The sequence below is a fragment of the Mesorhizobium sp. M0830 genome (genome assembly GCF_040319965.1).
GTDB lineage: Bacteria > Pseudomonadota > Alphaproteobacteria > Rhizobiales > Rhizobiaceae > Mesorhizobium.
Genome location: NZ_JAMYOR010000024.1, coordinates 20695 through 37400, shown reverse-complemented (window position 1 = coordinate 37400; position 16706 = coordinate 20695). Strand labels below are relative to the sequence as shown.

Annotated in this window: 13 protein-coding genes and 1 pseudogene; 5 read left to right on the top strand and 9 right to left on the bottom strand. The window is 63.1% G+C overall.

Annotation, left to right across the window (positions count from 1 at the left end; all coding sequences use genetic code 11):
- Window positions 1–64: 64 nt before the first annotated feature.
- Entirely contained in the window at window positions 65–841 is a 777-nt protein-coding gene (locus tag NKI20_RS16345; protein WP_352732765.1) for a DeoR/GlpR family DNA-binding transcription regulator, read from the bottom strand.
- Between the two features lie 403 nt (window positions 842–1244).
- Between NKI20_RS16345 and NKI20_RS16340 the strand changes: the two genes are divergently transcribed.
- Window positions 1245–2132, top strand: coding sequence for a phosphotransferase family protein (locus tag NKI20_RS16340; protein ID WP_023758238.1), 888 nt, complete (start codon window positions 1245–1247; stop codon window positions 2130–2132).
- Window positions 2129–4582, top strand: coding sequence for a GcvT family protein (locus tag NKI20_RS16335; RefSeq protein ID WP_352831955.1), 2454 nt, complete (start codon window positions 2129–2131; stop codon window positions 4580–4582). Before NKI20_RS16340 ends, NKI20_RS16335 begins: the two co-directional genes overlap by 4 nt.
- A 1-nt stretch (window position 4583) precedes the next feature.
- On the opposite strand, the gene NKI20_RS16330 is transcribed toward NKI20_RS16335, so the two are convergent.
- On the bottom strand, window positions 4584–5216 hold the full coding sequence (locus NKI20_RS16330; protein ID WP_352831953.1) for a class I SAM-dependent DNA methyltransferase: 633 nt from the start codon (window positions 5214–5216) through the stop codon (window positions 4584–4586).
- 102 nt (window positions 5217–5318) lie between these two features.
- Here NKI20_RS16330 and NKI20_RS16325 point away from each other — a divergent pair, with 102 nt between their 5' ends.
- Window positions 5319–6221 (top strand): phosphotransferase, encoded by a 903-nt coding sequence (locus NKI20_RS16325; RefSeq protein ID WP_352831951.1) that lies wholly within the window; start codon window positions 5319–5321, stop codon window positions 6219–6221.
- A 74-nt stretch (window positions 6222–6295) separates the two neighbouring features.
- Here the strand turns inward: NKI20_RS16325 and NKI20_RS16320 are convergent, their stop codons facing one another.
- The 3 genes from NKI20_RS16320 to ilvD all read right to left on the bottom strand — a co-directional run bounded on the left by NKI20_RS16320 (window position 6296) and on the right by ilvD (window position 10626).
- Window positions 6296–7219, bottom strand: a complete 924-nt coding sequence (locus tag NKI20_RS16320; RefSeq protein WP_352831949.1) for a DMT family transporter — start codon at window positions 7217–7219, stop codon at window positions 6296–6298.
- 212 nt (window positions 7220–7431) lie between these two features.
- On the bottom strand, window positions 7432–8712 hold the full coding sequence (locus NKI20_RS16315) for an amidohydrolase family protein (protein ID WP_352831947.1): 1281 nt from the start codon (window positions 8710–8712) through the stop codon (window positions 7432–7434).
- Window positions 8713–8781: 69 nt separating this feature from the next.
- The gene (ilvD, locus tag NKI20_RS16310; RefSeq protein WP_352831945.1) at window positions 8782–10626 is read right to left on the bottom strand and encodes a dihydroxy-acid dehydratase; all 1845 of its coding nucleotides are present in this window, start codon (window positions 10624–10626) and stop codon (window positions 8782–8784) included.
- Window positions 10627–10899: 273 nt separating this feature from the next.
- Between ilvD and NKI20_RS16305 the strand changes: the two are divergent.
- A pseudogene (locus tag NKI20_RS16305) lies at window positions 10900–11369 on the top strand (VOC family protein).
- A gap of 160 nt (window positions 11370–11529) precedes the next feature.
- Here NKI20_RS16305 and NKI20_RS16300 read toward each other — a convergent pair.
- Complete coding sequence (locus NKI20_RS16300; RefSeq protein ID WP_352831944.1) at window positions 11530–13122, bottom strand: peptide chain release factor 3; 1593 nt, start codon at window positions 13120–13122, stop codon at window positions 11530–11532.
- A gap of 238 nt (window positions 13123–13360) precedes the next feature.
- Between NKI20_RS16300 and NKI20_RS16295 the strand changes: the two genes are divergently transcribed.
- The gene (locus NKI20_RS16295) at window positions 13361–14434 is read left to right on the top strand and encodes an NAD(P)/FAD-dependent oxidoreductase (protein WP_352831942.1); all 1074 of its coding nucleotides are present in this window, start codon (window positions 13361–13363) and stop codon (window positions 14432–14434) included.
- Here NKI20_RS16295 and NKI20_RS16290 read toward each other — a convergent pair.
- From NKI20_RS16290 to NKI20_RS16280, 3 genes are all read right to left on the bottom strand, one after another.
- Window positions 14428–15801, bottom strand: a complete 1374-nt coding sequence (locus NKI20_RS16290; RefSeq protein WP_352831940.1) for an amidase — start codon at window positions 15799–15801, stop codon at window positions 14428–14430. The genes NKI20_RS16295 and NKI20_RS16290 overlap by 7 nt on opposite strands.
- Window positions 15802–16083: 282 nt before the next feature.
- Window positions 16084–16308 carry a hypothetical protein gene (locus tag NKI20_RS16285; protein WP_023758248.1) on the bottom strand — a complete coding sequence of 75 codons (225 nt, stop codon included), beginning with the start codon at window positions 16306–16308 and terminating at the stop codon, window positions 16084–16086.
- A gap of 98 nt (window positions 16309–16406) precedes the next feature.
- Window positions 16407–16649 carry a hypothetical protein gene (locus NKI20_RS16280; RefSeq protein WP_023758249.1) on the bottom strand — a complete coding sequence of 81 codons (243 nt, stop codon included), beginning with the start codon at window positions 16647–16649 and terminating at the stop codon, window positions 16407–16409.
- Between the last annotated feature and the right edge of the window lie 57 nt (window positions 16650–16706).

Here is a 16706-nt window from a genome sequence, read left to right as displayed (position 1 = left end):
GACTAAACACGGCGGAGGCGGCGGTGGGAAGTGCCGGCCAAACCGTCGGCATAAGTTGGCTGGATCAGAACCCGCTCTCCGCGCCGACGATGCTGAGCCGCGCGCCGGCCTGCGCCAAGGCCGCGGCGATGTCGTGCGGCGGCGACCGGTCGGTGGCGATCTCGGAAAAACTGTCGAAGCCGCAGACCTGGACCAGACCGAGGCGGCCGAACTTCGAGTGATCGGTGATGACGAGCGAACGCTGACCGCGCGACAGCACCATGCGCGCGAATTCGGCTTCTTCCAGGTCATAGTCCATGACCCCCATCACCGCATCGATGGCACCGGTGGAGATGATGGCGTGGCTGACCGAGAAGCGGCTGACGAAGTCAATGGCCGAGGCGCCGAAGGCGGCGCCGGAATCGCTGCGCAGCTCGCCGCCGGCCATGTAGACCTTATTGCCGTTGATGGTGGCCAGCGTGCGGGCGATATCCGATGAGTTGGTGACGACCGTCAGGCGCCGATGGCCGAGCAGCTCGCGGGCCAGGAACGAGGTTGTCGTGCCGGTGTCGAGCATGATCGATTCGCCATCGCGGATGGTGCCGGCGACCATGCGGGCAATGATGCGCTTGGCATCGGCATTCTCACGCATGCGCCGCTCGAACGGCGCTTCGCCTACCATCGACGGCAGGCCGATGGCGCCATGCATCTTGAGGACGGAGCCGTCGCCGGTGAGAGGCTTGACGTCGCGGCGCACGGTCTCGAGCGACACGCCCAGCCGGTCGGCCAGGCTGGCGATGGTGACAGTGCCTTCTTCCTGCAGCAGCCGCAGGATCTCGCCGTGGCGCTTGGATTGAGCCATTTGGTTCCCCGAACTGAGACTCTGACCGATTTTAAGGTAATTCAAGCGTTTTTAAAGGAGCCATCTTAGGTTTCGGGCAAAACACCCAAAAAAGGTCACATCTTTTTCTTGACAACCGAGCAACCCGGGCGTGAAGTCAAGACAGGGTTCGGAGCTGCAACGGGAGGGTGATGGCAGATCCGCAACTCACGCACCAGGCCGTTTGTAACGTGCCGGGCGCGAGGAAGTTTCAGATCCGCGGGGGCGGATGCCGGGCTCAAAGACCTGGCCAAGGGGCTCGTCGGTGCGGTGCGGGATACCGATCCTGGCATCCCGCACCGACGAGATTTTTTGCGTTTCTCCCCGCCATCGTCGCTCTGTCCATGGCACCTTATCGAACCCCCAGCAAACCAGGGATGATTCCGTGACCGCCGAAGAACGCATCCGCGACCTGCCCTGCTGGACCGGCGGCATCGAAATCGCACCCCTACCCGGCGGTCTGAGCAACGCCAACTATGTGGTCACGGATGCGGCCGGCAAACATGTCGTTCGCTTCGGCAAGGACTATCCGTTCCACCATGTCTTTCGTGAGCGCGAGGTGATGACCGCGCGGGCGGCCCATGCCGCTGGTTTCGCACCGGCCGTCCTCCATGCCGAGCCGGGCATCCTGGTGACGGAGTTTCTCGGCGCCAAAACCTTGCAGGCGGAGGATGTGCGCACCAGTCTCGGGCGTATCGCGGCGCTCATGCGCGCCTTCCATCGCGAGATGCCCAATCACGTCTCCGGCGCCGGCTTCATGTTCTGGGTGTTCCATGTCATCCGAGACTATGCGCGCACGCTTGAAGAAGGCGGCAGCCGCAAACGCAGCGACCTGCCGCGCCTGCTGACGCTGGCTGACGAGCTGGAGCGCGCACAGAAACTGCTGCCGATCGTCTTTGGCCACAACGATCTGCTGCCGGCCAACATTCTCGACGATGGCAACAGGCTGTGGCTGATCGACTTCGAATATGCCGGCTTCAATACGGCGATGTTCGATCTCGCTGGCGTAGCCTCCAACGCCGGGATGAGCGACGAGGAATCCTTCGCCTTCCTGACCGCCTATTTCATGAAGGAACCGGACGAGGCGATCCGCCGCTCGCACGCGGCTATGCAATGCGCCTCGCTGCTGCGCGAGGCGATGTGGAGCATGGTGTCCGAGCTCTATCTCGACGCGCCTGGCATCGACTACGTCGCCTACACCGAGGAAAACCTGACGCGGCTCGACGCCGCGCTGGAAAACTACAGAACAAAGTACGGGACACAGAAATCATGACATTGCCCAGCCAGGCCGCCATCGTCGTCATTGGCGGCGGCATCATCGGCTGTTCGACAGCCTATCACCTGGCGCGCGACCACAAGGCTGATGTCGTGCTGCTGGAGCAAGGCAAGCTGACCTCGGGCTCGACCTGGCACGCCGCCGGCCTTGTCGGCCAGCTGCGCTCGTCAGCGTCGATCACCCGTGTGCTGAAATACTCAGTCGACCTCTACAAGGGACTGGAGGCCGAGACCGGCCTCGCCACCGGCTGGAAGATGACCGGCTGCCTCAGGCTCGCCACCAATGCCGACCGCTGGACCGAGTACAAAAGGCTGGCGACGACGGCGAAAAGTTTCGGCATGGACATGCAATTGCTGTCCGCGGCGGAGATCAAATCCATGTGGCCGCTCATGGAAACCGGCGATCTCGTCGGAGCCTCCTGGCTGCCGACCGATGGCCAGGCGAGCCCCTCCGACATCACGCAGTCGCTGGCCAAGGGCGCGCGCATGCATGGCGCGAAATTGTTCGAGGATGTCCGCGTCACCGGTTTCGAGATGAAGGACGGCCGCATCACGGCGGTGAAGACCAGCAAGGGCGACATCGCCTGCGACAAGGTGGTCAACTGCGCCGGGCAATGGGCACGGCAGGTCGGCGCGATGGCCGGCATCAACGTGCCGCTGCAGCCAGTGAAGCACCAGTACATCATCACCGAGAAGATCGATGGGCTGGCGACCGACGCGCCGACCATTCGTGACCCGGACCGGCGCACCTATTTCAAGGAGGAGGTCGGCGGGCTGGTGATGGGCGGCTACGAGCCGAATCCACAGGCCTGGACGACCGATCTCCCCGGGGGCGACGTACCCAATGATTGGGAGTTCAGACTGTTCGACGACGATTACGATCATTTCGAGCAACACATGATGCATGCGATCGCGCGTATGCCGGCGCTGGAAACCGTCGGCGTCAAGCAGATGATCAACGGCCCGGAGAGTTTTACGCCGGACGGCAATTTCATCCTCGGCACTGCGCCCGAATGCGCCAACATGTTCGTCGGCGCCGGCTTCAACGCCTTCGGCATCGCATCGGGCGGCGGGGCCGGCTGGGTGCTGGCGCAGTGGGTTGTCGACGGCGAAGCGCCACTCGACCTGTGGGTCGTCGATATCAGGCGCTTTTCCAATTTGCACCGCGACCGGCAATGGGTCCGCGACCGCACTCTGGAAGCCTATGGGAAACACTATACGATCGGCTTTCCGCATGAGGAGTACGTCAGCGGGCGGCCTCGTATCGTCTCGCCCCTTTACGACAGGCTGAAACAGCAGCGCGCCGTGTTCGGCTCGAAGCTCGGCTGGGAGCGGCCTAACTGGTTTGCGCCCGAAGGTGTCGAGCCCCAGGACATCTATTCGATGGGGCGGCAGAACTGGTTCGCCGCGGTCGGCGACGAACACAGGCACGTGCGCGAAAAGGTCGGCATCTTCGACCAATCTTCCTTCGCCAAATATGAGCTGAGCGGGCCCGATGCGCTGAAGGCGCTGGACTGGATCTGCGCCAACGACGTCAGCAAGCCTGTCGGCCGGCTGACCTACACGCAGCTTCTCAACACACGCGGCGGCATCGAGGCCGACCTGACGGTGGCGCGACTGGCCGAGGAGGCGTTCTATATCGTCACCGGTACCGGCTTCCGCACGCATGACCTGTCATGGATCAGCGATCACATCGGCGAGGGGCTCAATGCCACGCTTGTCGACGTCTCCGAGGATTTTGGCACGCTGTCGCTGATGGGTCCTCGGGCGCGCGACGTGCTTTCGGCCGTGACCGGTGCCGACGTGTCGAATGCGAGCTTCCCGTTCGGCCATGTGCGCGAAATCGCCGTCGCCGGTCACACAGTTCGGGCGCTGCGCGTCACCTATGTCGGCGAACTCGGCTGGGAACTGCATGTGCCGATCGCGGCCACCGGCGAAGTCTTCGACGCGCTGATGGCGGCAGGCAAGACGCATGACATCCGCCCGGTCGGCTACAGAGCGCTCGAATCGCTGCGGTTGGAAAAAGGCTATCGCGCCTGGGGCTCCGACATCACTCCCAACGACACGCCGCAGGAAGCCGGCCTCGGCTGGGCGGTCAAGCTGCGCAAGAACACCGATTTCATTGGGCGGCGAGCGCTCGAGACGGCCAGCGGCGCGGCGCTGAAGAAACGTTTCGTCGGCTTCACGGTCGATGACCCGGAGATCGTGTTGCTCGGCCGCGAGACCATCCTGCGCAATGGCGAGCTGGTCGGCTATCTCACCAGCGGCGGCTATGGCTACACGCTGGGCAAGAACATCGGCTACGGCTATGTGCGCAACGCCGATGGCGTCAGCGACGATTTTCTCACCTCGGGCGACTACGAACTGGTGGTCGCGATGGAACGAACACCGGCCAAGATCCATCTCGAGCCGATGTACGATCCGACAGCCGCCAAGATCAAAGCGTAGATCAGATCACTCGCAAAGCGAGACCGCGGCTGGGTACGGTATCGGCTTCGCCCGGCATGGAGATGTAAGGCCTCGTTTCCTCGACGCGGCTGATGAGGCCCTGCGCCTCGAGCTCAGTGATGCGTGCGGCAAAGCCCTGATCCCACAGCGTGTTCTTGACCGTCAGCACGATGATGCCACCCGGACGGCAAATGCGGATCAGTTCGTCCAAACCCTCGACACCGACATGGCCGGAAGTGAAGACGCCGGCCGAGATGATCCCGGCATAGGCGCCGTCGGCAAAGGGTAGAAGACCGCCGAGAGCCAGGCAATGAAGCGCCGAATAGACGCCCTTGTGCGCGGCCTGGGCCAGCATGCCTTCCGAGATGTCCAGCGCCTCGACCTGGGGATAGCCGGCAATGTTCAACCATTCGCCGATCAGCCCGGTGCCGGCCCCGGCATCGAGCAGCGGTGCGGCACCGCGCGGCAGATGGCGGGCCAGCAGCGCGAGGCAGATCGTCGGATGGCGATAGCCGGCGGCCGACATGTCGGCGTCATAGGTCAGCGACCAGCGGTTATAGAGCGCCGCGACCTCCTCCGGGCGCTTGGCCGCATAGACGGCGCCAAGTGCACCATGATGTTTGCTGTCCGCCACTTTTGTCCTGTCCACCATTCCTTGGGTCTCTCATCGGATGATAGCCAAAGCACGAAAATTGTGGAACCGTCGCTGCGACAAATAACAGCGTGGGGCGCAGGCATGGTGACAGACGAAGTGCGCGCGACATTGGCCGCCATTCCCATGCTCGCCGGCTACACCGGACCACTCGAACGACTTGGCGGTCTCACCAATCTGGTATTCAGGGCCGGCGACTTCTGCCTGCGCATCCCCGGCAAAGGCACCGAAGAATACATCAGCCGCGCCAACGAGGCAGTAGCGGCGCGCGAAGCGGCAAAGGCGGAGGTCAGCCCTGAGGTGCTGCATGTCGATCCCGCCACCGGAATCATGGTGACGCGCTTCATTGCCGGCGCCGAGACAATGTCGCCGGAAAAATTCAAGCTTCGGCCGGGCAGTCCCGCGCGGGCCGGCGAGGCCTTCCGCAAGCTGCACAATTCAGGCGCGGTGTTTCCCTTCCGCTTCGAGCTGTTTGCGATGATCGACGATTATCTCAAGGTGCTGTCGACCAAGGATGTCGCCCTGCCCGCCGGCTACCATGACGTGGTGCGCGAGGCCGGGACCGTGCGATCGGCGCTCGCCGCCCATGCGCTGCCGCTCGTCGCCTGCCACTGCGATCCGCTTTGCGAAAACTTCCTCGATACAGGCGAGCGGATGTGGATCGTCGACTGGGAATATTCGGGCATGAACGACCCGCTCTGGGACCTTGGCGACCTCAGCGTGGAAGGCAAATTCGACACGGCGCAGGATGAAGCGATGATGGGCGCCTATTTCGGCGGCGAGGCCAGGCCTGCGGGTCGCGGCCGCATCGTCATCTACAAGGCGATGTGCGACCTTTTGTGGACGCTGTGGGGGCTGATCCAACTCGCCAACAACAATCCGGTCGAGGATTTCCGCGCCTATGCCGACGGCCGGTTTGTCCGCTGCAAGGCACTGATGGAGACGTCGGAGTTTTCACGGCATCTGGCGGCGATCCGCCGGGGTTAGGCACCAGGAACCTTGAAGCTATCTTTGTGCATGTCGTTATCCCAAAACCGCTGCGCACTTTTGGGCGACATGCATCAATTCACGCCCTTCGGCACGTTCTCCGGCGGCACCGTGGTCTCGACGACTTTCTGACGGTGGAAGATGAACAGGCCGGCGAGAACGACGATGCCCGAGCCGATCAGGATGCGAGGACCCGGAACGTCGCCGAAGAACACCAGCCCGAACACCACCGCCCACAGGAGCAGCGTGTAGTGCAGCGGAGCCAGTGTCGAGGCCGGAGCCAACTTGAGCGCCCTGGTGATCATCAGATGCGCGCCGCAGGAGACGATGCCGAGCAGCAGCATGGCACCAAAATCGAGTGCTGACGGCGTTTGCCAGGCACCTATGGTCAGCACACCGCCGACCAGCAGCGTGCCGATGGTCTGCCACGTCACCAGATTGGTGTCGCTGGTGCCGCGCAGCCGCCGGTTGAGGATGATGGCGAAAGCGAAGGCGATGCTGCCTGCCAGCGCGAAGCCAGATGACAGCGAGAATGCCGCCGAGGACGGTTTCAGCATGATCAGCACGCCGCAGAAGCCGAGCAGGATCGCCATCCAGCGGCGCCAGCCGACCTTTTCGCCAAGCAAGAGATGCGAGAGTGCCGCAACGTAGATCGGCCCGGCCATGTAGAAACTCATCACATCCGCGAGCGGCAGATAGACGACGGCGGCATAGAAGAGCGCGGTGTCGAGCGTGGTCATGACAACGCGCAGCAGCTGCAGCTCCAGACGCTCCATGCGGAACAGCTTGGCGGTGCCCTGATGGGCGATCATCGGGCCTAGCACGAAGAAGGCGCCAATGGACCGGATCAGCACCACCTGGCCGACGGAGAAGCTGGCGACCAGCCACTTGCCCATGGCGTCGTTCAGCGCAAACAAGAAGTCGCCGGCCAGCATCAGCAAGATGCCGGCCAAAAGCACGTTCCGAACTGTGGAGTTCTGCGCCACGGGCTGCATCATGCCGATCCCGATTCCTCCCCTGCGTAAGCCGCGTCGTAGACGGAAGCGGCGGCTTTGACGAGGAGAATTCGGGCAATGGGTAAGACCAGCGCGGGGAATCGGCTGTATCTGGAGCAATTCCAGGAAAAGTGTGAAACGGTTTTCTGTCCGGAATTGCGTCAAAAACAAAGAGCTAGCAGTGGTTCGCCGTTTCCGCGAAACGGTGACCCGCTCTAGCTGGATATGTGCCGCCGGTTCACCATCCCCGGCCGCCCATCGATCGAAAGCCGGGTCTCCTGCTTCGTCCGCTGCGCCACCACTTTGCCCCTGGCGATGACGCACAGGCGCTCGGCGCGCAGGCGCAGGGCCTCGACCGGATTGCCGGCGTCGAGGATGACGAGGCTGGCGCGCTTGCCTACCGCCAGGCCGAGATGATCGAGTCCCATGATCGACGCGTTGACATTCGTGACCATGTCGAAGCAACGCGCCATGTCGGCCGGGCTCGACATCTGGGCGACATGCAGACCCATGAAGGCGACGTCGAGCATGTCAGCGGTGCCCAGAGAATACCAGGGATCGAGCACGCAATCCTGGCCCCAGCCGACGCGAATGCCGAGCGCCAGCATCTCCCTGACCCGGGTCAGCCCTCGGCGCTTGGGGAAGGTGTCATGGCGGCCCTGCAGCATGATGTTGATCAGTGGATTGGGAATGACCGAGACGCCTGCCTCGGCGATCAGCGGCAGCAGCTTCGAGACATAGTAATTGTCCATCGAATGCATCGAGGTGAGGTGCGATCCGACCACCCGGCCGTGAAGACCAAGGCGCTGCGTCTCATAGGCAAGCTGTTCGATGTGACGCGACAGCGGGTCGTCAGTCTCGTCGCAATGCAAGTCGACCATCAGGCCTCGCCTGGCCGCAATCTCGCACAGCTCCGTTACCGAGCGCGTGCCGTCGGCCATGGTGCGCTCGAAATGCGGGATGCCTCCGACAATGTCGACGCCCATGTCCAGCGAGCGGATGGTGTTCTCCCGTGCCGATGGCGAGCGATAAAACCCGTCCTGCGGGAAGGCGACCAGTTGCAGATCGATATAAGGCGCCACCGTCTTCTTGACGTCGAGGAGGGCCTCGACCGCCAGTAGCCTGTCGTCGCAGACGTCGACATGGGTGCGGATGGCGAGCAGACCCATCGACACCGCCCAGTCGCAATAGGCCAGCGCGCGGTCGCGCACCGCCTCATGCGTCAAAAGCGGCTTCAACTCGCCCCATAGTGAAATGCCTTCGAGCAGCGTGCCCGAAGCATTGATGCGCGGAATGCCGTAAGAGAGCGTTGCGTCCATGTGGAAATGCGGATCGACGAAGGGCGCGGAGACCAGGTTGCCTCGGGCGTCGATCTCGGTTTGCGCGGAACCACGCAGAGCGGGCTCGATCGCCGCGATGGTCTCACCGGAGATGCCAATGTCGGCAACCCTGCCATCAGGCAGCGTGCCGCCGCGTACGATAAGGTCGAAATCCATGTCGCCATCCCGCTTGAAGAATCATCCAGCGCGGCTCCTCCTTCTCCCTTGTGGAGAAGGAAAAACTCCCTACTCCGGCACGAACCTTATCGCGCCCTTGGCCGCGCTGGTGGCCATCGCGGCATAGGCGCGCAAGGCGGTCGTCACCTTGCGCTTGCGCTTTTCCTCGGGCTTCCAGGCCAAGGCGCCCTTTGCTTCCATCGCAGCCCGGCGGGCAGCGATTTCAGCGTCGCTAACGGCAAGGCGGATGCTGCGGTTGGGGATGTCGATCTCGATCGTATCGCCTTCCCGCACCAAGCCGATCAGGCCGCCTTCGGCGGCTTCCGGCGACGCATGGCCGATCGACAGGCCCGACGTGCCGCCGGAGAAGCGCCCATCGGTGACCAGGGCGCAGGCCTTGCCGAGCCCCTTCGACTTCAGATAGCTGGTCGGGTAGAGCATCTCCTGCATGCCGGGGCCGCCGCGCGGTCCCTCATAGCGAATGACGACGACATCGCCGGCCTTGATCTCGTTGGACAGGATCGCTTTGACGCTAGAATCCTGGCTTTCGAACACGCGGGCCGGGCCGGTGAACTTCAGGATCGATTCGTCGACGCCGGCCGTCTTCACTATGCAGCCGTCGAGCGCCAGATTGCCTTTCAGAACGGCGAGGCCGCCATCCTTGGAAAAGGGATGTTGCGCCGAGCGGATAGCACCCTTTTCGCGGTCGAGATCGAGCTCGTCCCAGCGACGGTCCTGGCTGAAGGCGACCTGCGTCGGCACGCCGCCAGGGGCAGCGAGGAAGAAATCGCGCACGCTCTGGCTGGTCGTACGGGAAATATCCCAATGGTCGAGTGCTTCACCGAGCGTTGACGTATGAACTGTCGGCAGGTCGCGGTTGATCAAGCCGGCATTGTCGAGCTGGCCGAGGATGGCCATGATGCCGCCGGCGCGGTGGACGTCTTCCATATGGATGTCCGCCTTGGCGGGAGCCACCTTGCACAGCACCGGCACCTTGCGGGACAGCGCGTCGATGTCATCCTGATCGAAGTCGATCTCACCCTCATGCGCGGCGGCGAGGATGTGCAGCACGGTGTTGGTCGAACCGCCCATGGCGATATCGAGCGTCATGGCGTTCTCGAAGGCGCCTTTTGAGGCGATGTTGCGCGGCAGAGCGGTCTCATCATCCTGCTCGTAGTAGCGCTGCGCGAGATCGACGATAAGGTGACCGGCCTCGACGAACAGACGCTTGCGGTCGGCATGCGTGGCCAGCGTCGAACCGTTGCCGGGCAGCGAAAGACCCAGCGCCTCGGTCAGACAATTCATCGAATTGGCGGTGAACATGCCCGAGCAGGAGCCGCAGGTCGGGCAGGCCGAGCGCTCGATGACCTTGACGTCTTCGTCGGAGATCTTGTCGTCGGCGGCCGCCACCATGGCGTCGACCAGATCGAGCGCCTGCGTCTTGCCGGCCAGCACCACCTTGCCGGCTTCCATCGGCCCGCCGGAAACGAAGACGGTCGGAATGTTGAGGCGCAACGAGGCCATCAGCATGCCGGGGGTGATCTTGTCGCAATTGGAGATGCAGACCATGGCGTCGGCGCAATGCGCATTGACCATGTATTCGACGGAATCGGCGATCAGCTCGCGCGACGGCAGCGAATAGAGCATGCCGTCATGGCCCATGGCGATGCCGTCATCGACGGCGATGGTGTTGAATTCCTTGGCGACACCGCCGGCCTTCTCGATCTCGCGCGCGACCAGTTGGCCGAGGTCCTTCAAATGGACATGGCCGGGCACAAACTGAGTGAAGGAGTTGACGACGGCGATAATCGGCTTGCCGAAGTCGCTGTCCTTCATGCCTGTGGCGCGCCACAGACCGCGGGCGCCGGCCATGTTGCGGCCATGAGTGGTGGTGCGGGAGCGATAGGCAGGCATGTTTTTTCCTTGGTGGCTGGCCGCAGCCGAAGATATGGCGCGGCGGCGCTGAATTCGGACCGCAGGCGTTATAGACGCGCAAACATGGTCTGGCCACAATTTTGCAATGCGCCAGATTCCCCTCAAAAATCAGATCTTCCAAAAAAATTGCACCCTGTTGTCGGATTGCGTGCCGCACGGCCGTCCTTAGGCAAACGGCATGGAAATGGCAGCACCATTCCCGGAGTCAGCCGTTTCGCCGTAACCGCAACCAAAACACCCGAGGAGCACGACATGCAAAAGATCACCACCTGCCTGTGGTTCGACGGCCAGGCCGAAGAGGCCATGAATTTCTACGTCTCCATCTTCAAGAATTCGAAGGTGCTGAGCGTGATGCGTTGGCCCGAAGGCCACGCCGACGAAGGCAAGGTTTGGTGACCACGTTCGAACTCGACGGCGTGCAGTTCCAGGCGCTCAATGGTGGACCGCAGTTCAAGCACACCGAAGCGATGTCGCAGTCGATCGACTGCAAGACGCAGGAAGAGGTAGATTACTTCTGGGACAAGCTCATCGAAGGTGGCGGCCAACCGTCGCAATGCAGCTGGCTGAAGGATAAATTCGGCGTCTCCTGGCAGGTTGTGCCGGAGCAGCTGCCGCACCTGCTTCTGGATCCGGACCGGGCCAAGGCCGGCCGCGTGATGTCCGCGATGATGCAGATGAGCAAGATCGACGTCGCCAAGATCGAGGAAGCGGCGAAAGGGTGAGAAGCGGTCCGCGTGGCGGACGGAAAGCCACTTGCTTCGAACGCCTGGAGCCTGCGACGGGCGGGGGACGTTGGAGTCTATTAGACCCAGGTCGACGCTGCCCCTCATCCGCCCTCCGGGCACCCTCTCCCCGTGAACGGGGAGAAGGAAAAACTGGCGCCTACGCCGCTCTGTCGCGGACCTGATAGTCCTTGATCGTGGCAAACTTGATCGCCTTCCAGCGCTCGGCTTCGTAGTTCAGCGAAAAGGCGTGCTGGGCCAGAAACACCGGATCATTGTCGAGGTCGCGGGCGATGTCGCCGCGATGCCCCTCGATGAAGCGGTGTACCTCGGCCTTGTCGTCGGCCGAGATCCAGCGGCAGACGGAAAAGCGCGACATCTCGAATTCGACGGGCAGTGTGTATTCGAAGTTCAGCCGTTCCTTCAGCACGTCGAGTTGCAGCGCGCCGACGACGCCGACTATCGCTGGTGAACCATCCTCGGGTGAAAACAGCTGCACGACGCCTTCCTCGGCCATCTGCTGCAGCGCCTCCTTGAGCTTCTTGGCCTTCATCGCATCGCCGAGGCGGACACGACGCAGGATTTCGGGCGCGAAATTCGGCACACCGCGGAACAGGATCTCCTCGCCCTCGGTCAGCGTGTCGCCGATGCGCAGCGTGCCGTGGTTGGGAATGCCGACGACGTCGCCGGCGAAGGCCTCATCGGCGGTGACGCGGGTGCGGGCAAAGAAGAATTGCGGCGCCGACAGCGACATCGGTTTTCCCGTGCGCACCAGCCTGGCCTTCATGCCGCGCTCGAGCTTGCCCGAGCAGACGCGGACGAAGGCGATACGGTCGCGGTGATTGGGGTCCATGTTGGCCTGGATCTTGAAGACGAAGGACGTCATCTTCTCTTCGGTCGCCTCGACCTTGCGGGTGTCGGCCTCCTGCGCGCGCGGCGGCGGCCCAAACGCGCCAAGCGCCTCGATCAGGTCGCGGACGCCATAATTGCGCAGCGCCGAGCCGAAATAGACCGGCGTCAGATGACCTTCCCGGAACGAGTCAATATCAAGAGGTCGGCAAGCCTCCCGCGCGAGCTCCAGCTCCTCGATAAAGGCCTCGCGCTCGTTTTCCGGCAGCAGCCCGGCAACGCGGTTGGAATCGGGACCGTTGACCGGCGTGCGTTCCTTCTCGTCGTCGCCTTTGCGCACCGCGTTCAGCGCCAGATGGTAGGTGCCGGAAAAGGTTCTTCCCCGACCAATCGGCCACGTGATGGGCGCGGTATCCAGCGCCAGCTTCTGCTCGATCTCGTCGAGAATCTCGAACGGGTCGCGGCTTTCGCGGTCCATCTTGTTGACGAAGGTGATGATCGGGATGTCACGCAGCCGGCAGACCTCGAACAGTTTCAGCGTGCGCGGCTCGATGCCCTTGGCGGCGTCGATGACCATGACGGCCGAGTCCACCGCCGACAGCGTGCGGTAAGTATCGTCGGCGAAATCCTCGTGGCCGGGCGTGTCCAGCAGGTTGAAGACGGTGTTCTCGTACTCGAAGGTCATCACCGAAGTGACGACCGAAATTCCGCGCTCGCGCTCGATCTTCATCCAGTCGGACCGGGTCTGGATCCTGTCCTTCTTGGCCTTAACTTCGCCGGCAAGCTGGATGGCGCCGCCGAACAGCAGCAGCTTTTCGGTCAACGTCGTCTTGCCGGCGTCGGGGTGCGCGATGATCGCGAAGGTGCGCCGGCGCGCCACTTCTTCTTCTATTGCTTCGGGCATTCTCTGGTATTTCCGTGTGACAGGCCGGGCTTCTAGCAGCGCAGTGCCGGGCTGTCGACCGCTCCGGCGGCACGGACATCGCTTGGATGCCGCTCGCCCTCGGAATAAGGAACTTGATCACGTTGCGCCTCGGGCCAGCGCATTGCGCATATTTCCTGCTGCGCGATGTTGGCAAGCGGGAAACAGGATGGCACTTGGGTGGATGTCCGTCAGGAATTGCGAGGCAGAGGGAATCAGCATGAGCGCTGCGAAGCAAGTGATCGTCATCGGCGCCGGTATCATCGGCGCCTCCATCGCCTGGCATCTGAGCAAGGGGGGTGCGCAGGTGACGGTTATCGCCGACAGTGCTGCCGGCGGGGTGGCGACGCCGAACTCGTTCGCCTGGATCAATGCCAGTTGGGGCAACCCGGAGCCGTATTTCCGACTGCGCACCCGCGCGATGGCCGAGTGGTCGCGGCTGGCGCAGGACCTGCCCGGCCTCCCGCTCAGCTGGTGCGGCGGCCTGTGCTGGGACCTGCCGGCCGCCGCAATGGAAACTTACGCCATGGAGCATTCCGCCTGGGGCTACGGCATCGAGCGCGTCGACCGCGCCAGCGTGGCGCGCATCGAGCCAAATCTCGCCGAGCTTCCCGACTTTGCCCTGCATGTCGCTGAGGAAGGTGTCGTCGAGCCGGTGGCCGCCGCCAAAATGCTGCTGGCCGATGCCGAACGACAAGGCGCGCGCACCATCTCCAGCACCGCTACGGCGCTGGTCCAGACCGGCGGCCGGATTACTGGCGTGGACACATCGCATGGCCTGATTGCCGCCGACGAGGTCGTGATCGCGGCTGGCGTCGGCTCACCGGATATTGCCGCGACGGCAGGGATCAGACTGCCTATCGAGACGCCGCCCGGGCTGATCGTCCACTCACAGCCCTACAAAAAACTGCTCAACGGCCTGGTGCTGGCCGAGCGGCTGCACATGCGCCGGACAGCCGAAGGCCGGATCATTGCCGGCTCCGATTTCGGCGGTGCCGACCCGGGCATGGATCCGCGAGGCACCGCCCGCGGGCTTTTTGCGGCCATGAAAGCAATGCTGCACGGCAGCGATGGGCTGGAATTGGATTTCCACACAGTCGGCTATCGTCCGACACCGATCGACGGCTTTCCAATCATCGGCCGCGCCGAGGGCATGGAAGGTGTCTATGTCGCGGTCATGCATTCGGGCATCACCCTGGCGCCGGCCGTCGGCCTGTTCGTCGCACGGGAGATACTGGAGGGCGAGCGCGACCCGCTGCTTGGCGCTTATGGATTGTCGCGCTTCGCTCAATAGCCAGGCGGGCGGCGAAAGCCGCCAGCCAAGGGTTCGATTGCCTTGGCGATGCCGAGCAACTGCTCCTCCGACCAGCGTCTGCCGACCAGCTGCAGGCCGACTGGCAGGCCGGCGCTGTCTTGTCCGCACGGGATCGAAAGCGCTGGGTGGCCGCTGTAGTTAAAGACGGCGCCATAGGCCGGCAGCATCCAATAGCTCTGCTCTTTGCCGTCGACCTCGATGGATGTGCCCGGCTCGCAATGCGGGAAGGCCGTGGTCATGGCGACCGGGCAGAGCAACGCGTCATAATTTTCGAAAAACCGGTCCCAGGCGAGAATGGATCTGTCACGGCGGGCGAGCGCCTCGAACCATTGCGATATCGGTGTCGGGACCTCCCGAGGTTCCGGCTGCGCGGCCTCCATCATCATGCCGATCAGAGCGCCGCCCTGTTCCAGATCGCCGTGCAGATCGAGTCCTGGCAGTTTTGCTTCTTCAACGACAGCGCCGGCGCCTTGCAATTGCCTAGCGAGGTCTTCCACCGCGGCACTGATGTCGCCGGCCACCGGAAACCCGGGAAAGGACGGCGCGAAGGCAATGCGCACTGTCTTGAGATCGAGCTTCGGCACGTCCTTGACCGGCACAGGCGCAAGATCGGTGTCGCTTTCATCCGGACCAGTAATGATTTGATAGATCAGCGCCAGATCTTCCACACTGCGCGCCAGGGGTCCAAGACAGGACATCAGCCGCACACTGCGCGCAGCACCGCCTGGGTTCGGGAAGGCGGCGGCCAGCGAGACGCGATGCTCCGTCGGCTTTAGGCCATAGACACCGCAGAAGGCGGCCGGCAGCCGGATCGAATCCTGCATGTCGCTGCCGACGTCGAACGGCGTCATCCCTGCGCAAATCGCCGCTGCCGCACCGCCACTGGAGCCGCCGGCGGTGCGCTCGAGGTTCCATGGATTGCTGGTGCGGCCAAACAGCGGATTGTTCGACTGCCAGTCAGACAGCATGGTCGGGACATTGGTCTTGGCCATCAGCACGCCGCCGGCTGCCTTCAATCGCGCGACTACGGGGCTGTCTTGTCTGGCGATGTAATCGGCGAAGGCCGGGAAGCCGACTGTGGTCTTCATGCCAGATGTCTCGTGCATGTCCTTCAGCGTGAACGGTACGCCATGCAGCGGCCCAAGTGCGGCGCCGCGCACCAGTGCCGCGTCGGCTTCTTTGGCTCGGCTGCGGGCCCCTTCCCTGTCGAGCGAGATGACGGCGTTGACCGCATCGTTGTGCGCATCGATCTGCGCCAAGTGCGCGTCGAGCGCTTCGATGGCGGAAATCTTGCGGTCAAGTATCGCGGCGGCCAGTTGGCCGGTTGAGGAAAAGATGCTGTCCATAACCATGCTCCGGCTTGACGCGCTCGCCCTGGTCAAGATGGCGGATGGCGTTGCGATTTCAAGCGAAATTGAGCAGTTGAGGATCGGCTGCGTTTGATCGAAGTCGCGCAGGCTGGAACTGTCCAAGTCTGCGCTCTACGGCGCCCCCTTTGTCCTGCCGGACATCTCCGCCACAAGTGGGGAGATCAGCAGCTTCGGTGCCGCGCTCGATCCTGCAACGGTAAGTCTCAGTGACGGCTCAAGATCGGCGCCGCACGGGTCGTCGATCGGCAAGCAACCGGCCTACAGGAAATTGAAATACAGCGCCGGCGGGTACTGCGGCCCGTCGGTGGCCGGCGCCTGTGGATTCGCGGCCGGCCTAATCCCGCCTGTCGATGCATTGTCGAGCGGCGGCCGGGGCGCCTGTGCCTTGGCGACATTGTCCAGCGTCACCAAGACTTTCTTCTTCGCCTCCGCCACCTGCGACAAGGCAAGCAACACAAGCAACGCGGACAGAACGAGTCTCATGACTGTTTCCTCTCAGGTTCCAAAGCGCTCCGCATTTTCTGGATCAGCCATGCGTCGCGCCCAAATTCTTGCCTCATGCATTCAAAACGGCCGGCGCCTCACTGCCTGAAACCGGACTGATCGAGCAAGGCGACCTGCTTGCCATCGATGTAGAAGCGTATGGCGTGCGCTTCATTGTCGACGTCGATACGGGTTGGATTTGCGGCGCGTGCCACCGGTGCGACCTTGGTATATTTCGAAGGAAATTCACCGGTCGGCGCGTATCGGAAGAGCAGCGCCAACGCGATACAGCCAGCGGTAAATACAATGAACGTCAGTCTGGAAGAGGCGTTCGAGGTCATCCGGTCGTTCCTTCAGGTTGAGATGGCACTACGGTTCTGTTGCCAGCAGGCTCCTTA

Coding starts and splice junctions, on each gene's coding strand:
- NKI20_RS16320 (WP_352831949.1), bottom strand. CDS start 7,219: ATGATGCAGCCCGTGGCGCAGAACTCCACAGTTCGGAACGTGCTTTTG.
- NKI20_RS16290 (WP_352831940.1), bottom strand. CDS start 15,801: ATGGACAGCATCTTTTCCTCAACCGGCCAACTGGCCGCCGCGATACTT.
- NKI20_RS16335 (WP_352831955.1), top strand. CDS start 2,129: ATGACATTGCCCAGCCAGGCCGCCATCGTCGTCATTGGCGGCGGCATC.
- NKI20_RS16315 (WP_352831947.1), bottom strand. CDS start 8,712: ATGGATTTCGACCTTATCGTACGCGGCGGCACGCTGCCTGATGGCAGG.
- NKI20_RS16280 (WP_023758249.1), bottom strand. CDS start 16,649: ATGACCTCGAACGCCTCTTCCAGACTGACGTTCATTGTATTTACCGCT.
- NKI20_RS16295 (WP_352831942.1), top strand. CDS start 13,361: ATGAGCGCTGCGAAGCAAGTGATCGTCATCGGCGCCGGTATCATCGGC.
- ilvD (WP_352831945.1), bottom strand. CDS start 10,626: ATGCCTGCCTATCGCTCCCGCACCACCACTCATGGCCGCAACATGGCC.
- NKI20_RS16300 (WP_352831944.1), bottom strand. CDS start 13,122: ATGCCCGAAGCAATAGAAGAAGAAGTGGCGCGCCGGCGCACCTTCGCG.
- NKI20_RS16325 (WP_352831951.1), top strand. CDS start 5,319: ATGGTGACAGACGAAGTGCGCGCGACATTGGCCGCCATTCCCATGCTC.
- NKI20_RS16285 (WP_023758248.1), bottom strand. CDS start 16,308: ATGAGACTCGTTCTGTCCGCGTTGCTTGTGTTGCTTGCCTTGTCGCAG.
- NKI20_RS16345 (WP_352732765.1), bottom strand. CDS start 841: ATGGCTCAATCCAAGCGCCACGGCGAGATCCTGCGGCTGCTGCAGGAA.